At 63.6% G+C, this 17,099-nt stretch carries 13 protein-coding genes and 2 pseudogenes; 10 read left to right on the forward strand and 5 right to left on the reverse strand.

All coding sequences use genetic code 11. The annotated features are described in order from the left end of the window. The 5 genes from repC to ACMV_RS18990 all read left to right on the forward strand — a co-directional run bounded on the left by repC (position 1) and on the right by ACMV_RS18990 (position 3,989). The gene (repC, locus tag ACMV_RS18970) at positions 1 to 1,404 is read left to right on the forward strand and encodes a plasmid replication protein RepC (protein WP_013641268.1); all 1,404 of its coding nucleotides are present in this window, start codon (positions 1 to 3) and stop codon (positions 1,402 to 1,404) included. A gap of 137 nt (positions 1,405 to 1,541) precedes the next feature. Continuing rightward, positions 1,542 to 1,823 carry a hypothetical protein gene (locus tag ACMV_RS20455; RefSeq protein ID WP_013641269.1) on the forward strand — a complete coding sequence of 94 codons (282 nt, stop codon included), beginning with the start codon at positions 1,542 to 1,544 and terminating at the stop codon, positions 1,821 to 1,823. Between the two features lie 879 nt (positions 1,824 to 2,702). Beyond that, the gene (locus ACMV_RS18980) at positions 2,703 to 3,065 is read left to right on the forward strand and encodes a plasmid mobilization protein (RefSeq protein WP_013641272.1); all 363 of its coding nucleotides are present in this window, start codon (positions 2,703 to 2,705) and stop codon (positions 3,063 to 3,065) included. 295 nt (positions 3,066 to 3,360) lie between these two features. Further along, entirely contained in the window at positions 3,361 to 3,606 is a 246-nt protein-coding gene (locus tag ACMV_RS18985; protein WP_007424956.1) for a type II toxin-antitoxin system Phd/YefM family antitoxin, read from the forward strand. Further along, positions 3,603 to 3,989: a type II toxin-antitoxin system VapC family toxin gene (locus ACMV_RS18990; protein ID WP_007424955.1), complete on the forward strand. Its 387-nt coding sequence runs from the start codon at positions 3,603 to 3,605 to the stop codon at positions 3,987 to 3,989. The genes ACMV_RS18985 and ACMV_RS18990 overlap by 4 nt, the downstream gene beginning before the upstream one ends. Positions 3,990 to 4,216: 227 nt before the next feature. Here ACMV_RS18990 and ACMV_RS18995 read toward each other — a convergent pair. Next, a pseudogene (locus ACMV_RS18995) lies at positions 4,217 to 4,450 on the reverse strand (Tn3 family transposase); the annotation flags it as partial. Positions 4,451 to 4,486: 36 nt separating this feature from the next. Next, positions 4,487 to 7,453, reverse strand: a complete 2,967-nt coding sequence (locus ACMV_RS19000; RefSeq protein WP_013635074.1) for a Tn3 family transposase — start codon at positions 7,451 to 7,453, stop codon at positions 4,487 to 4,489. 173 nt (positions 7,454 to 7,626) lie between these two features. On the opposite strand from ACMV_RS19000, the gene ACMV_RS19005 reads away from it, so the two are divergent. Beyond that, on the forward strand, positions 7,627 to 8,208 hold the full coding sequence (locus tag ACMV_RS19005) for a recombinase family protein (RefSeq protein ID WP_013635075.1): 582 nt from the start codon (positions 7,627 to 7,629) through the stop codon (positions 8,206 to 8,208). 32 nt (positions 8,209 to 8,240) lie between these two features. Here the strand turns inward: ACMV_RS19005 and ACMV_RS19010 are convergent. Continuing rightward, positions 8,241 to 10,997: pseudogene (locus ACMV_RS19010) on the reverse strand (Tn3 family transposase); the annotation flags it as partial. After that, the gene (locus tag ACMV_RS19015; protein WP_013641276.1) at positions 10,948 to 11,595 is read right to left on the reverse strand and encodes a recombinase family protein; all 648 of its coding nucleotides are present in this window, start codon (positions 11,593 to 11,595) and stop codon (positions 10,948 to 10,950) included. The gene ACMV_RS19015 and the pseudogene ACMV_RS19010, both read right to left, overlap by 50 nt. 580 nt (positions 11,596 to 12,175) lie before the next feature. Here ACMV_RS19015 and ACMV_RS19020 point away from each other — a divergent pair. Both ACMV_RS19020 and ACMV_RS19025 read left to right on the forward strand, forming a co-directional pair. Continuing rightward, a complete protein-coding gene (locus ACMV_RS19020) occupies positions 12,176 to 12,430 on the forward strand; it encodes a type II toxin-antitoxin system Phd/YefM family antitoxin (protein ID WP_013641278.1) in 255 nt (84 codons plus the stop codon). After that, positions 12,430 to 12,855: a type II toxin-antitoxin system VapC family toxin gene (locus ACMV_RS19025; RefSeq protein ID WP_013641279.1), complete on the forward strand. Its 426-nt coding sequence runs from the start codon at positions 12,430 to 12,432 to the stop codon at positions 12,853 to 12,855. Before ACMV_RS19020 ends, ACMV_RS19025 begins: the two co-directional genes overlap by 1 nt. Before the next feature lie 72 nt (positions 12,856 to 12,927). Here the strand turns inward: ACMV_RS19025 and ACMV_RS19030 are convergent, their stop codons facing one another. After that, entirely contained in the window at positions 12,928 to 13,236 is a 309-nt protein-coding gene (locus tag ACMV_RS19030) for a hypothetical protein (protein WP_013641280.1), read from the reverse strand. A 417-nt stretch (positions 13,237 to 13,653) separates the two neighbouring features. On the opposite strand from ACMV_RS19030, the gene traA reads away from it, so the two are divergent. Both traA and ACMV_RS19040 read left to right on the forward strand, forming a co-directional pair. Then, positions 13,654 to 16,497: a Ti-type conjugative transfer relaxase TraA gene (gene traA, locus ACMV_RS19035; protein ID WP_013641281.1), complete on the forward strand. Its 2,844-nt coding sequence runs from the start codon at positions 13,654 to 13,656 to the stop codon at positions 16,495 to 16,497. Continuing rightward, positions 16,494 to 17,099, forward strand: coding sequence for a hypothetical protein (locus tag ACMV_RS19040; protein ID WP_013641282.1), 606 nt, complete (start codon positions 16,494 to 16,496; stop codon positions 17,097 to 17,099). The genes traA and ACMV_RS19040 overlap by 4 nt, the downstream gene beginning before the upstream one ends.

Raw genomic sequence — 17,099 nt, forward strand, 5'->3', positions numbered from 1 at the left:
ATGGAGACGGAAAGTCCCGGTTTCGGGCGAAATACCAATATAAATCAGAGGCCTGGCGGACTTCGCCGGTTGAGCCTGGCGATGATTGCGACGGACCGGACCGCGGAAGGTTTCACCGGACTGTCAGACGGGGCAGGGGGGCCGGGCGCGGTTCTGGCGGCCTTCAAGGCGGCGGCGCCCTATCTCGGCCTGCCGCCGCGGGTGGTGCATGCGGTGGACTGGCTGTTCCGCTTTACCCAGCGGCAGGACTGGGAGCCGGGGGCGCGTCCGGTGGTCTGGCCGTCCGCTACGGTCCAGCAGGCGGATCTTGATCTGGGGGTATCGCAGACCAAGGCGCTGAACCGGCTTCTGGTCGAGCTGGGCCTGGTGGTGATGCGGGACAGTCCGAATGGCAAGCGTTACGGGCGGCGTGATCGTAGTGGGCGGATTGTCGAGGCGTATGGGTTCGACCTGTCACCGCTTGGGGTGCGGCTCGAGGAATTCCGGGCTGTGGCGGAGAAGGGGCGGGCGGAGCGTGAGGCGGTTCGCCAGTTGCGCCGGCGGGTGACGATTGCCCGCAAGGCGATCGAGCAGATCGTGGAAACGGCGGTCGAGGTCGGGCTGGAGCCGGTGGCTTTTGTGCGGGAGGCGGAGGAGGCGCGTCGGCTGTGCTGGCGTCTGGGCAAGGAGGAGAGATCCGATGTCCTCGCCTTTGGCGTAACCCGGCTCGAGGACCGTCATGGCGAGCTGCGCCAGCGGCTTGAGAGCCTGATCGCCGATAGGCGGGGAATGGCACAGAAAGATGTGGAAACCGACCCCAAGGGGCCGGAAAACCGGCCCCACCAATACAAATACAAATCAAACCCTGATCCTGAACAGGATACGGTATCTGGCATTGAGAAAAGTAGTCCGACCCCGGTGAGGTCGGTGGCCGCGGTCGGCAAGCCGGGACTGCGGGACGGATCGTCGGGACCACAGACGGGGAGGGGGGCGCAAAAACCCGCCCGGCAGGACGATGGAACGGTGCTGCGGATCACACCGGACGAGCTAGTGCGGCTGGCACCGCGGCTGCGGCCGTATCTCGGGCGGTCATCGCCGGCCTGGCCGGATATTGTGGAGGCGGCGGACTGGCTGCGGCATGATCTCGGAGTGTCGAAGCCGCTCTGGGGTGAGGCATGCCTTGCCATGGGCCGGGAGCAGGCGGCGATTGCGCTGGCTATTGTCTCGGCACGCCCGGCGGGGCATTTCCGGAGCACGCCCGGGGGGTATTTCCACGGCATGGTCACCAAGGCCCGGGCCGGCGAGCTCAACCTCGGCAAGTCCATCTGGGGCCTGCGCGCCCAGGACAGAAGTTCAGGGCCGGGAAAAGCCGCACCGCGACACTGTGGACCGGAGGGGCTTGCCATTCCGCGGATTTCGACCTGATTGTTGCAGCAGAGGAGTGGTTTCACGAGATCCTGCTGCAGCGCGGGTTTTGTCCCGAGGATCGGGCAGGGAAGCTCAAGGTCAGGTATTATCACCCTGACTATCCGCAGTTCGGCTGGCAACTGGTCACAGGTCCCATGTTTGACGGTCGCGCGGATCTGATGCGTGTTGCGCAGTTCCAGATTAATGCGGGGAGTGTTGTTGTCTTGCCGGCGATCGAAGACCTTATTGGTGACCGTCTGGGGCAGTATGCGGGGGACAAGCCGCCGGATGTATCACGCCTGATACCAGGCACGGGTTCTTTTCGAGATGGCGGACAAGATCGATTCCGCCTATCCGCCTATTTGAAGAAGCGGGTAGAAGAGGAAGGCGGGGATATCTCGCTCCTGGACGGCCTGGATTCGGAATCGGAGCCATGAGGACGATCAAGCTCGAGACACACCTGAAAAGGACTGCCGCGAAAGCGCGTGAACTCGACGCTGCCGGCCGGAACGTGCCGACTGACGCTCTGCGGAACGCTGGAAAGACGCGGACCACTGCGAAAAGGGTCCTATTGGATCGGGTTGAAAAGCGGGCACGTGCCGCAGGAAAAAAGCCTGTCCTCAGCCACTATTGATTGTTCCGAAGCTTCGCGAGCCACGATTCAATCCGGAATCTTCCGAGTGCTCGGACCCGTCCCGTGCAGTCGCCATGGACGGGGTGCATGCTACCCTGGCATCCGAACATGCGAAAGCCACCGGTTCGCGGTGAAGCGCTATCCGGTTGTTTTCACGCCGGAGGCGCGTGACTAGCTGGTTGCGCTGTATCGACGGATCGCGACCGCGGCTTCGCCGGACATCGCGTTGCGCTACACCGACACGATCATGTCCCGCTGTGAGGCCTTGAACTTGTTTCCCGGACGCGGGATCGCCTGCGACGATATCCGGGTGGGTCTGAGGATTAACAGTTTCCGAAAACTGCACGGTGATTGCCTTTACCGTTGGTGCCGACCGCGTGGCGATCCTCGGAATATTTCATGGCGGGCAGGATTATGAGGCCGCGCTCGAGGCCAGAGACATGGACTGAAGGCGCGCGGGGCCGGTCATTCCGCACCCTGCCTTCTCCAGGCCCGTCCTCTTCTCCGCATGCCAATCCGGTTTGCTCCGCTTTGAACTGCCGGCGGGCAGAACTCTGTCCAGCGGCAAGAATGACACTTGTAGCCACAAGTGCGGTGGGGTAGGGCCTGCTCGCCTGCGGCTCGACGCGCGTATGAGGGCCGGCGGCGATCCGGCCAGAAGCGGAGAAGAAGAAACACGACGATGGACACAGCCTACCCCCGACAGATCCGCTCTGCGCGCGAGACCCGGACAGAGATAGTCCGGGTGCGCTGCACGCCTTCCGAGCGCAAGGCGATCGAGGAGCTAGCCAACGTTACCGGGCAGTCGCTGAGCGACTTTGTACGGGCGGGTGCGCTGTCAGTGGACATCCGGGGGCGGGTGGAGCAGCGGGCGATCTACGCGTTGGCCGATGCGGTGGGCCACATGAACGTGCTGGGCGCGCAACTGAAACAGTGGCAGACGGCACGGGACGGGGATGACGCCTCGGCGGCCTCGGCCGAGCGGGTACTGGCGGATATCGAGGCGGCTGTCCGAGATGTTCACGAGAAGGTGGCGGCGCTGTGATCGTGCGCCGGATCTAGGCGCAGAAGACCAGCGTGCTGATCAACCGGCTGCAGGGTGGGCTCGACAAGGAGCGCGTCCATGAGGTCGTGGCGTTGATTGACGAGGTTGCAGGCAGGATCGAACGGCTCTGACCGGTAGAACCGGCTTGAACGGAATGTCGCGGGCACGGAACCTGCCCGCGACAGGGAAAACCACCTGAGGAATATGGAGCGGAGAAAATAGCAGAGGCAAAGTCTTGTGTCCGGGCCTGGATGATATAAACTAAGTCCTGTAAACTAAACTAGTGTGTGCCGTAATGCGGACCTATAACATTCACGAGGCAAAGACCCATCTGTCCCGGCTGATCGAGCAGGCTCTGAAGGGGGAGGGGTTCCTGATCGCCAAGGCGGGCAAGCCGCTGGTGAAAGTCACTGCCCTGGGCAAACCGGAAGCATCCAGCACCCGGCGGCTCGGGTTCATGGCCGGGCGGATGAGGGTGCCGGACGATTTCAACAGGATCGGGGCTGACGAGGTCCGGAAGCTGTTCGAGGACGATGCGTGAAGCTGCTGCTGGATACGCATCTGCTGCTTTGGGCCGCAGAGAATGCGCCGCGGATGCCGGAAGCCGCCCGGGAACTGATCGCCGATCCGGGGAACGAACTGTATTTCAGCGCGGCCAGCCTGTGGGAGATTGCGATCAAGCAAGGGCTTGGCCGGCCGGATTTCGAAGTTGACGCACGGGTATTGCGGCGCGGACTGATCGACAATGGTTATCTGGAACTTCCGATCCTGAGCGAACATGCGGTGGCGATCGAGGGTTTGCCCGCGATCCACAAGGATCCGTTCGACCGGCTTCTGATTGTCCAGGCGATGGTCGAGGGAATCACGCTTTTGACCAATGATGCGGTCGTTGCACGGTATCCCGGCCCGGTCCGATTTGTTTAGGTTTCCTCCGCCCGGTGCCGGTCGCAAACATGAAGAGGATGCTGTTGTTTGCCTGCCTCGACCGGTACGGGAACAGTGTGGGCACAGAAACCGTTCCGCTAGAGGGTGCAGACACGAAAGTGAATTTTACGTACGCCTAACGTGAACGAGTGGTGAACGCAGGCGACTAGAAGGCCTGAAGTAACGAAACGGCCTGCGCTGTAGCATAAGCGGACAAAGCAGGAACATCAGGCGGCCTTTATGGTCGTGTCGGGGATTGGCCTGAGAGGTCGCAATCCGGCATGGTTTTCCGTCGATTTCTGATTGGCGCTCCAGATGTAGTCGCCGGTCAGGTTCACATGCTCCCAGCCGATCGGCGAGAGATGCGTGAGGAGGGTTCCGGGCACATCCTCGACCTGGCGTAGGGCCTGTATGGCTTGCGCGAGATAGCGTGTGTTCCAGAGGATGATGGCGGTGACCAGGGGGGGGTCACCGCACGATCTGTTCAAAATCGTACGCTAAGCGGCGCGGGGTATGAACGGAGCGCGAACATCGCGTAGCGGCCTGAAGCTGGCATTGGGATTGGCGGGATTCCAGACATAATCGCCGGTCAGAGCGATGTGTTCCCATCCGAGCGGCGCGACATGCGCCAGGAGATCATCGGGCACTGCCGTACCCTGGGCCCGCAGGTGCTGGACGGCCTGGTCGAGATAGATGGTATTCCAGTGGACGATGGCGGCGGTGATGAGACTGAGCCCGGAGGCCCGGAAGCTCTGATTTTCGAAGGTGCGGTCGCGGATTTCACCCTGGCGATGGAAGAATACGGCGCGGCGCAGGGCATTGCTGGCCTCGCCCTTATTGAGCCCGGCATGACTGCGCTGGCGCAGAGCGGGATCGGACAGCCATTGCAGGGTGAACAGGGTGCGCTCGATCCGCCCCACAGCCCGTAACGCCCTGGACAGAGTGTTTCCTCCACCGGCGGCGGCCAGCTTCCGCAAGATGACGGAAGGCAGAACAGTGCCGGCATTGATGGATGCCTTTAACCGCATCAACTCCGGCCATTGCCCGAGGATGGCGGTGGTTTCGACGGCGTCGCCGATGAGCGGCACCAGCAGCGGCCAGGTGCCTGGCTTTTCTATCGTGTAGAGCTTGCGGTCCCGGAGATCCTTGATCCTGGGGGCAAACCTGTAACCCAGCAGATGGCAGAGACCGAAGACATGATCGGTCGCGCCGGCGGTATCGGTATAATGCTCGGCGATGCGCAGATCGGTCTGGTGGACATGATGCAGCAGCCCGTCGAGCACATAAGGCGCCTCGCTCATCGTCGCGGAGATGACGCGCGTGTGGAACGGTCCGTATTGACCGGAAACATGGGTGTAGATCACCGCGCCCGGCTCGATGCCGTATTTGGCGTTTACCGAGCCGCCGGCTCCGGCGCGGCCTGCGGCCCGGAAATATTGCCCGTCCGAAGACGAGCTTGTCCCATCATCCCAGATTGCCGCCATGGGGTGTGCATGGTGCGCATTGATGATGGCGGCGCGGGCGGCGACATAATTGTCATCGCTGATGTGCCATTGGGCCACATTGACCAGGTGGTGATAGCTGAGACCGCGCGAGGCGTCCGCCATGCGGGCAAGGCCAAGATTGGTGCCGTCAGCGAGCACCGCTGCCAGCAGGGCCGCTTTGTCGGTGACGGGGTTACCGGTGCGCAGATGCACGAACCTGTCCGTGAACCCGGTCCAGGCATCGACCTCGCTCAAAACCTCGGTGATCCGCACCCGCGGCAGCATACTGTTCAGCCGCAGCGCCAGATCGCGAGCCGCGTCGGGCACGGTGGGCGGCGTGCGGGCGATAAAAAGTTTGCCGTCCTCAATCTCCACCCCGTCGAGGTCGCCCTGCGCGGCCCGGGCGGCCACGAAGGTCAGACGCTCGCGCAGCATCTCTGCCCGGCTTGCGACGTAACGATCGGGATCGGCCTCACCATCGATGCCGGTGGCCGCACCCGCCCCGGCCGGAAGCAGATAGGTCTCGAACGCCTGGTAATCGCGGCTGCCAGCGACCCAGATATTACTGCCCCGCAGCTTGTCGCGCAGCACGGCCAGCACCGCTGTTTCATAGAGCCGCCGGTCGGCTGTGCCGCCGGCAAAAATCAATTTCCGCCACTGCGGCGGCAGGAACGTGGAGGGCGGCCGCTTGGGCAAGCTGCGGATCGCGCCACGGTTCAGGGCGCGGAGAAGTTCGATCGCGGCCAGAACGGGATCGTTCGGCATATTCGACCGGAAATCGAAGGCGGCCAGGAAGCGGGGGCTGAACCGGCGGAGCACCGTATATCGCTCGGCCGCCGTGACCAAAATATCCTGATCCGCCACATCGGCGACGGCGCCGATGATCGGCAGCACATCTTCGAGCTGGTTCATGCCGATCTCGCGCTCGATGGCGGTGATCCCATCTTCTCCGGCCTCCTTCGCCTGGCGAAGGGCGGCGATCGTCCGGCGGAACAGCAGTAGCGCCTTGGCGACATCGCGCCGCGTGGCCTGAAACCGACGCTCATCGCGGTTGCGCGCCCGGCTGAACAAAGTGCCGACATATTTCTCGAACATGGCAAGCGTCGCGTCCGTCAGACGGGTTTCCAGGCTTGCGATCTGGGCAATGAGAATGGCTGTGCGCCGCGCCGGCTCCAGATCGGCGATGTGCTGCACGGTCATGAGCGCCCCCTCGTCGGTCAGCCGGACCAGGCGGGCAGCATGGATACGACCAGCCCGTGCGGGATCAATGCCCATGGCGCGGACATATTCGAGGCGATCGAGCAGGGAGACGATGTTGGAGGGAGCTGGTGATTCCGAATAATCCCGCAGCCAGGCAAAACGGGAGCGACGCAACTCGGGATCGACCGTCAGCAGCTCGGTCAGAGCACTGCGCTCCGCATCGGCCATCCCGGCTGCCAGCACCTCGAATGTTTTCTTGCGTGCTCGGACACGGGCGGCCAGTCCAATTCGCTCCAACACTGTCGCCGAGGGAAGCAATACCCGGCTTTCTCTCAGATGAACGAGCATAGCCTGGATGATGGGTTCGCCGCGATCTGTGGCCCAAGCCGTATCCGCACCAGCATGTAGGCAGGCGCGCCAGTCATCGAGGCCAAAACTACGCAGACCAGTGAACTTTTGGAGCTCGACCAAATGCTCCCGACGGGTTTCAGCACGGCGCGCGTATTCCGCAAACAACAAAGGATCGACACCGATCTGTTCAGCAACAAAAGCCAGCGCCGGCGCCGGTGGATATTCCGATGGATCCAGAGTGCGGCCTGGGAAGCGGAGAACACAGAGTTGCACGGCAAAGCCGAGCCGGTTGCTTGCCCGGCGTCTGACCCTGACCATAGCGAGGTCAGCAGCATCCAGTACGTAATGCCGGCTCATGGAGGCCATGTCCGTTGGAATTGAAAACAAACGGGCTCGTTGTTCAGCGGATAAAAGAACGCGGAGTGGCATATCGGGTTCCGGTTGATGAGAAAATTAGCGCCCACCGTGCGTCCGCAAGAGGATCGTTCAACGGACAGATGTAACGGCCTGGCACTGGTGGCTGTTTCCCTCGGCAACGGATGGATCATTTAACTGGTACGATATCTTTTGCAATGAAGGGGGGTCATACGTTACAATTCCGCATGGCCCACACCCTGATCGGTTACGCCCGCTGTTCAACCGACCGGCAAGATCTCGCCGCGCAACGCGCCGAACTCGAACAGCTCGGGGTAAAGCCGGACCGCATCTATACGGACCATGGCCTCACAGGCACCAATCGTGCCCGCCCCGGGCTTGCTCAAGCCTTGGCGGCGGTGCGTAAAGGCGACACCCTGGTCGTGCCAAAACTCGACCGCCTTGCACGCTCCGTTCCAGATGCCCGTGCGATCGCCGATGAACTCATTACCCGCGGTGTCAAACTCGCGCTCGGCGCGGCCGTCTATGACCCAACCGACCCAATGGGGAAGATGTTCTTCAACATTCTCGCCACCTTCGCAGAGTTTGAGGCCGACCTGATCCGGTTACGTACCAGAGAAGGCATGGCCATCGCTCGCGCCAAAGGAAAATTACGCGGCAAAAGGCCGACGCTATCCGAAAGACAACAAAAAGAACTGCGCCGCATGTACGACACTGGCAATTATTCCATCACTGATCTCGCAGACCTATTCTCCGTCTCCCGCCCAACCATCTATCGTACCCTCGCCAGGCAGCCCGCCAACGCTTAGCGTACGATTTTGAACAGATCGTGCGGTGACCCCAGGTTCAGGCCGGAGGCTCGATGTTTCTGGTTTTCAAAGGTCCGGTCGCGGATTTCGCCGAGCCGGTGAATGAAGACGGCGCGGGCCAGGCTATTGCGGGCCTCGCCCTTGTTGAGTTCGTGACTGCTTTCACGGCGCAGTCCCGGATCTTCCAGCCAGTCGAGGGTGAACAGTGTGCGCTCGAGACGTCCGAGCTCGCGCAGCGCCGCGGCAACGGCGTTCTGCCGTGGATAGGCGGCGAGTTGCCGCAGGATCACCGACGCAGACACTGTGCCGGTGCGGATTGAGGTGGCAATTCTCAGGAGATCGGGCCAATGGGCGCGGATCAGGTCGACGTTGATGCGGCCGGCGATCATCGGCGCAAGCGTCGGATAGGCTGCCGGCCGGGCAAAACTGTAGAGGCGCCGGTCCTTGAGATCGGGAATTCTCGGCGCGAACACGTATCCGAGCAGGGCGCACAGGGCAAAGACATGATCCGACACCCCGCCGCCATCGGTATGGTGCCGGTGCTGACGTGGCGGCGCTTCGCCGTGATGATCGAGCAGGCCATCGAGGACATGCACGGCCTCGCTCGCGGTCGCGGCGATCACCCTGGTGTGGAACGGTGCATAGCGATCGGAGAGATGGGTGTAGAATTTCAGGTCCGGTTCAGGGCCGTAGTGCGCATTGATCCGGCTCGCATCACGGCCGGAGCCGCCGGCGCGGAAGAACTGCCCGTCCGAGGATGAGGCGGTTCCAGACCCGAAGAGGGCGGCGAGCGGCTCGCGGTTCTGATGCTCGACCAGGCGGCGCAGCGCCAGGGCGTAGGTCTCGTCGCGGATGTGCCAGTCAGCGGTCCAGGCGAGCTGGCCCAGACTGGCGATGCTGCAGGCTTCCGCCATCCGGGTCAGGCCGAGATTGAGGCCATCGGCCAGCAGCCCCGCCATCAGCACCCGGGGATCAGCAGCGGTTTCGCCGGTGCGCAGATGGGTGAAGCAGTCCGGGAAGCCGGTCCAGCCGGCCACTTCCGTCAGCAGGTCGGTGATCCGGATGCGGGGCAGCGTGGCATAGAGCTTCGCTGCCAGCGTTTCGGCCTCGGGCGGAGTCGATTTTTCGATCGGCGTGATTCTCAGCACGCCCTTCTCGATCGTCACATCGGGAAGCAGCCCGCCCCGGGCACGGGCGTCGACCTCGGCCAGCCGCGCATCCAGCCAGGTGCGCCTGGTCGCGATGAAGCGCTCGAAGTCGGTCTCGACGGCGACCGGAATGCCGGACTCTTTCTGCAGGACCTGCAATGTCTCTCTGGAGATCAGCCGCTCCTCGAAGGCCCGATATTGCCGACTGCCGGTAACCCAGACATCGCCCGCAGCAAGGCGCTGACGCAATTCCGCCAGGACGCAGAGTTCGTAGTAACGCCGGTCGATGCCACGTGCCGTGAGGACATGACGCGCCCAGCGCGGCCGGACAAAGGCGGTCGGCGCTGACTTGGGCAGCGTCGACGCTCCCGCGCTGTTCATGGCGCGCAGCATGGCGATCGCGCGCATCAACGACGCCGCGGCGGGAACACCCTGAAACTCGAAAGCGGCCAGAAACGCCGGCGCCCAGCGCCGAATGCCAGCATAATGGTCGCTCAGCACCTCGTAAGGATCGAAATCCTCAGAACGAACCAGAGTTTCGGCTTCAACAACGGTCGAGCAGAACCGCTCCCAGGGTATCACCTTGTCGATCGCCGCGAAGGGATCGCCCTGGCCGGCGCGCGCGGCCATCAGGGCGGCGCCAATCCTCGCATAAAGCCGGACCTTCTCGTTGATCGCCCGGCCTTCGGCCTGGAACGCCCGGGCATGTCGGCCTTCCGCCTTGCGGAACATCGCGCCGATCAGCCGCTCGAACAGATTGATCGCCTGATCCGTCAGGCGGGCCGACAGGTCGAGAGCGATCGCGGTGAGCACGGCATGCCGGCGCCGGCGCTCGTAGCCGGCAACATGCTGCACTGTGGTTCGGCCGGCCTCGCGAACGAGCTGGGCGAGCCGGGCCTGATTGATCCGGTAACCGCGCTCTGGATCGATGCCGATTGCCCGGATATGCTCCAACCTCTCGATCAACCCGAGCATGGATGCCGGTTTTGCCGATTCCGGAATCTGGCGGAGCCATGCCAGCCAGCTCTGGCTGGTGTCCAGACGCCGTTCCGTCAGCGTATCCAGCCCATGCCGCTGATCGGCGGACAGACCCTCGGTCAGCCGGCGCTCGATTTCCCGGCGCGCGCGGTATCGAACCTCGATGCAGAGCCGCTCGAGCCGCGCCGGGGGAGGTAGAAGGATCCCGCGACCGCGGCACTCGTCCAGGACCAAAGCCGCAAGATCGACCAGCCGGTCGGTTTCCAGCGCATGCGCCAGCAGCCAGTCGGCAAGGTCCGCCGCCACCCGCGGCCCCCATGGCCGCAACCCAAGACGATCCTGCAAAGCCGCCGAATGCCGGCGCCGGTTTTGATCCACCCCCAGATAAGCACCGAGATACTCCGGCAAGACGTCGACCTGTGCGGCGACGAACGCGACCAGGGCAGGATCGGGTGTCTCGCCGGCATGGAGCGGCCGGCCGGGATATCGTAGGTAACAGAGCATCAGAGCCAGACCGAGACGGTGATGATCGCCGCGGCCGCGCCGGATCACCGCAAGATCAGCAGCGGACAGCGTGTAATGGCGGATCATCCCGCGGCGATCAGTCGGCGGGTCAAACAGCTGCGCGATCTGTTCCCCGGTCAATATCCGTCGATGACCCACTGGTCCCTCCCTCCTGTTTGTTCAGGCCGGGAGACCAGCCGATCCGGGCCAGAGAGTCGACCAGCGTGCTCCGCGAAATGCCGAAAGTACGGCAGGCCGACGATTTCGTGGCGCCGGTGTCGAGCGCGGTGATCACTGCCGCCAGCTTCTCGGCGTCGATCGCCACCGGCCGGCCGCCCCGCCGACCCCGGCGACGGGCGGCCGCCAGACCTGCCTGCACCCGCTCCTGGATCAGCGAACGCTCGAACTGTGCCAGAGCGCCAAAGACATGAAACAGGAATTCCCCCTGCGGCGTCGTAGTGTCCATCTGCTCGGTCAGGGACCGGAAGCCGACGCCACGAGTCCTGAGGCTGTTCACCGTCTCCAGAAGATGCGGCAGCGACCGGCCGAGCCGGTCCAGCTTCCAGACCACGAGGCAATCGTCCGATTTCAGATAGGCCAGTGCCGCGGCGAGACCCGGCCGATCGCGCCGGCTGCCGCCGGCACGGTCCTCGAACAGATGCCGCTCATCGACCCCGGCTCCGAGCAGGGCATCGCGCTGCAGGTCGAGCACCTGTCGGTCATTGTCGGTCGAGACGCGCATGTAACCGATCAGCATGTACGGAAATCCCCTTCGAGACGGTTTCCGTACATCATGCCATTCCGACGGTGTTTTCCGTAGATGATTCGGCGCAAAATTCGGGATTTTGCGGCAGGTCTCGGACCACCGACGGAAAACAGGTGTTTTCCGTCATCGCGCGATCCCGGCCTCAAAACCGCGCTCTCCGCTCAAACCCGCAGAAAACCTCCATCCCAACCAGTCAACGTTCCCACTTTGTCCGCTTATGCTACAGCGCAGGGCGTTTCGTTACTTCAGGCCTATCTGCCCAACGCAGAGGCGCTGCCCCTGCACCCCGTTCTCGCCGAAGGGCAGGGGTGCAGGAGGACAAGGGCGAAGCCCGCTGGGCTGTGCCCCCCATCCGATAGGCTCAGGGCCGCTCCAGGGCGTCAAGGACCGGCTCCGCCTGCCGTCCTCTCCCGTTCGGTGCTCGCCTACAGGCTGCGCTCCGCTGCGGCCTCCGGGCGGCTCCTTGACGCCTCTCCACAGCCAGAAAAGCAAAGTGGCATTGACAAAAGAAAGATTGTTGTAGTAACGTTTATACTCAATCTGATTGCCCCTGACAGCAGGAGTGCCACCCATGACCATCACCACCCTATCCAGCAGGGAGTTCAATCAGGACACCAGCCGGGCCAAGAAAGCCGCTTCAGAAGGTCCGGTTTTCATCACTGACCGGGGCAAACCCGCACACGTCCTACTCAGCATCGAGGAATACCACCGCATCACGGGAAAGCGCCGCAGCATTGCTGACGCACTGGCCATGCCTGGCCTTACCGATATCGAATTTGACCCGCCTCGCGTCAGCATTGGCCTTCGCCCCGCCGATTTCTCCTGATGTTCATCCTCGATACCAATGTCGTCTCTGAACTCCGCAAGGTGCGCCTGGGTAAGGCGCACCCTCAGGTGGCCATCTGGGCCGACAGCGTAGACGCCGAAACCCTCTACATCTCGGCGATCACTATCCTCGAAATCGAGATCGGCATCCTGCAAATCGAGCGGAAAGACCCCGATCAAGGGGATTTGCTGCGCGCCTGGCTGGAAAAGCAGGTGTTGCCCGAGTTCGAAGGGCGCATTTTCCCAGTGGATACAGCCGTCGCCCGGCGCTGCGCGACTTTGCATGTTCCTGATCCTCACGCCGAACGGGATGCACTCATCGCCGCAACAGCGTTGGCCCATGGCATGACCATCGTGACCCGCAACGTCGCGGACTTTCACACAACCGGCGTACCGCTCCTCAATCCATGGGAGCCGGAGCACTGAAATCCAAACCCACATCCCCCGCATGAGGGGGACAAAATGTCGGAAGCAAGAACAGATCACCGTTGAGTGACATTACGCTTCGGCTTTCCTCGGTTCTGGAATTGTTGCCGGAGCGTCGGCTTTACCGTTCAGCAGATCAGCGAAGAGAGCCTTGTCGTCTTCGCGGGTGAGGAAGCCTGGGAGCTCGCGTCGGAGCCAGTTGGCGAGACGTTCGGAGAATTCGGCATCGGCGTTGTGTTCGAGACGATCAAGCACCAGTGCGCCGATGAGGATTTTACGGCGGGTGTCTCTGGCACGATCCTGCTTTGCCAGCCGTGCCTTGAGAGTCTTGGCACGGGCTTCAAGCTGGGCGATCTGCTGTTCAATGGGTTTGCGAGCCATGGGTTTCCTCGGTTCTGTCGTGATCGACGGCAGCGACGGTTCGACGTGCCTTGTCCTGCATCTCCCACAGGCAATTCGGGCAGAGGCAATGTGCTGCGTCATCTGCGGGCATCGGTGTGACGGTCGGCAGTTTTGCGCACCAGCAACCGCCTTCAGGCTGGCAGATCATCGGCGCTCGGCAACGTGGACAAATCGATTGCATTGATCGGAATATCACCGGTTCTTGCTCAAACTTCCAGTATCCTGTCTGATCGGCCATTCATATCGAACTGTAAAGTGCTGAAATCCTCGACATATCAGGCACGGAACATCCCGCCAGCATGACGCCATCGATCACGAAGAGCGAAACGTAGTATAGCTCTAAGTGCGCACTTACGAGTTGCTGCGCAACTCAGTGCGGGGTAAGGTGGGTGTGGAATGGCGATCTACCATCTGAGCATGAAGCCTGTGGCCCGTGGCTCCGGTCGCAGTGCAGTCGCGGCGGCAGCGTATCGCGCGGCCGATCGTCTTGAGAATGCACGCGATGGGATGGTGCATGACTTCAGTCGGCGTCATGGGGTGGAGCATGCAGAGATTATTCTCCCCAATGACACCGTAGCGGCAGACGGTACCGTTGTTCATGGCGTAGGTCCTGAATGGGCGCGTGACCGATCAGCGTTGTGGAATGCTGCGGAATTGGCGGAGAGACGCAAGGATGCGCGGGTCGCTCGCGAAATCGAGGTTGCGCTCCCGCACGAGCTGTCGGCGGAGCAGCGGCTGGCACTGACGCGGGATTTTGCTCAGGCTCTGGCCAGGCAGTACGGGGTTGCGGTGGATTTTGCGATCCATGCGCCCCACGGTCATACCGATGTCCGCAACCACCATGCCCATATCCTGCTGACCACGCGACGGATGATGATCGGGCGTGGCGAGGCGGGGCGCTGGATCGGGGCCATGCCGGCCGGTTTCCTGGGCGAGAAATCCGAACTCGAGCTTGAGAACAAGAAGCTGCAGGCGCTTGGTCTGCCGACCTCGCATGAGCAGCTTCGGGATATTCGCTCCGGCTGGGAGCAGCGGACGAACGAACATCTGGTGCGTGCAGGGCTGGATGTGCGGATCGATCACCGTTCGCATCAGGAGCGCGGGCTGGAGATCGAGCCGACGCAGCACATGGGCGTGAATGCGACGCAGATGGAGCGGCGTGGCAAGGTCGTATCGCGGGTTCGGATCGATGAGGACGCCGCGAAGCGTAACGCCGCGCTGATCCGGGAGCGGCCGGATCAGGTGCTGACGCTCATCACAGGCGAGAAGAGCGTATTCGATCGTCACGATGTGGCGCGGGCGCTGCACCGCTATATCGGCGATGCCGATGCGTTCCAGGCGGCGTTTGCAACAGTGATGGCGTCGCCTGCCCTGGTGGAATTGCGGGCCGAGCAGCGCGACGAGCGCGGGCGGGTGATCGAGCAAGCCCGGTATTCAACCAGGGAAATGGTTGGCATCGAACGCGATATGGCGATTAGCGCCGATCGCATGGCCCAAGGTCGCGGGTTCGGTGTCGCTGGCCGGCGTGTGGAAGCGGCGATTGAGACGCGGCCATTCCTGGCCGACGAGCAGCGGGCCGCCATCGAGCATGTGTGCGGGCCAGAGCGTATCTCTGCGGTGGTGGGGTTGGCCGGGGCGGGGAAGAGCACGATGCTGGCGGCGGCCCGCGAGGCGTGGGTTGCGCAAGGCTACCGGGTGCATGGGGCGGCGCTGGCGGGCAAGGCGGCCGAAGGGCTGGAGGAGTCGGCTGGCATTGCCTCGCGCACGCTGGCCTCATGGGAGCGGGGCTGGGAACGAGGGTTCGACCGGCTCGGGCCGCGCGATGTGCTGGTGATCGACGAGGCCGGCATGGTCGGCTCGAAGCAGCTTTCCCGGTTTATCACCGAGGCGGACCGGGCTGGTGCGAAAATCGTGCTGGTGGGCGATCCCGAGCAGCTGCAGCCGATCGGGCCGGGGGCGGCGTTCCGTGCGGTGGCTGAGCGGGTCGGTTTTGTTGACCTGGCGGAAATCCGCCGGCAGCGCGAGGTCTGGCAGCGGGCGGCGTCGGTGGCGTTCGGGCGGCACCAGACAGAGGAGGGTTTGCGCGCCTATGCCGAGCGCGATGCTGTCCGGTTTGAGGCAACCGCGGCGGATGCGCGGGCGGCGATTGTGCGGGATGTGCTGGCCGATATGGAGGCGCGGCCAGATGGCTCTCGCCTGGTGCTGGCGCACCGCAACGCGGACGTGCGGGACCTCAACGAGGCGATCCGGACGGTTCGGCGCGAGCGGGGCGCGCTGACGGACGAGCGGGTTTATCGCACGACCGAGGGCGAGCGGGCCTTTGCGCCGGGGGATCGGCTGCTGTTCCGGGAGAACAACCGCGAGCTGGGCGTGAAGAACGGGATGCTGGGCACGGTGGAGTTGGCCGAGGACGACCGCCTTCTGGTGTGGCTGGATTCTCCCTCCGGGCCTGGGCGGGGTCGGTCGGTGTCGGTCTCGATGGCGGATTATGCTGCCGTGGATCACGGCTATGCCACCACCATTCACAAGGCGCAGGGGGCGACGGTGGACCGGGCCTATGTGCTGGCCTCGGGCACGATGGACCGGCATCTGACCTATGTGGCGATGACGCGGCACCGGGACGGGGTGACGCTCTACGCCGATCGGGAGGAATTCAGCACCGTGGCTGCCCTGTCGGCGCGGCTGTCCCGATCCCAGGCCAAGGAAACCACGCTGGACTATGATCGGGCGGACTATGCCCATCGGCGGGGGCTCGATGTCCGGCCACGGGAGGCGGTGGTAGCGCACGAGATCGCGGCGGGACGCGCTGGGTTCCGGGAGCGGTACGAGGCGCATCGGCAGCAGCAGGCGGCCGAGGCGGCGCGCAACAAGGGAGCGCATGGGCTGGTGCGGGAGTGGGCGCGGCGATCGGAGGCATACAACAAGGCGCTGCCGGGGCTGGCGGCTGATCCGACTCTGGTCGGTGGGGCGCGGGCGGAGCTGCTGGGGTTTGAGCAGTTGCTGGATCGTCATTCCGAAGCGGCACAGTGGCTGCGGGCGCGTGGCCATGACTTCGGGGTGAAGGATGGATCTGCACTGGCGCAGGTGCTGGCATCGCCGGATGCCGGGCGGGCCATCGGCCGGCTGATTGAAGGCGCGGAAGAGCGGATGCGTGGCCAGCTGGCGCGTGAAGCCGAGCGGGTGGCCGCTCGAAAGCAGCAGGAAAGATCCGTGTCGCGGGATCGGGGGATGTCGATGTGAGTAGTGCTGAGGAACATCTCTACGGGCTGATGGAGATCGCCGAGCAGCAGCAGGCGGCTGTGCAGCGGGCGCTGAACGGCCTTGCTGAGGAGCGGGCGGCGCTAGCGCAGGAGCGGCAGAAACTGGCGGAGGAAGCCTCGAGCCTCGAAGAGCGGGTGCGTGAGGCGGTCAGCGCCGCGGTGACAACGGCGCTGGAGCAGGTGGGCAAGGAAGGTGTGGCGACGGTCCGAGCGGCAACCAAACCGATGCTGGAGGATCTGGCCGGGCTGGCAGGGGGCATGGCGGTTGCCGAGGAGGCGTTGCGCCGGATCGTGGCCTGGGCGAGCTGGCGGCTGCTGGGGTGGATCGTGGCCCTGACCGTCGGGTTGATGCTGTTCGGCTGGCTGAGCAGCACGGCCGTTGTCTGGTGGGATCGCACCACGGTCAGTCAGCTACGGGGCGAAATCGCCATGTTGCAGGCCAATCACGCCGCCTGGGTGAAGGCGGGAATGCTCGACAAGATCACCCGATGCGGGGCAAACAGCCGCCCCTGCGTCGCCATCAACCAAAGCGCCGGGGCATACGGGAACAGCGGCGAGTATCGCGTCCTCAAGGGATATTAG

The sequence above is a fragment of the Acidiphilium multivorum AIU301 genome, assembly GCF_000202835.1.
Taxonomy (GTDB): Bacteria; Pseudomonadota; Alphaproteobacteria; order Acetobacterales; family Acetobacteraceae; genus Acidiphilium; species Acidiphilium multivorum.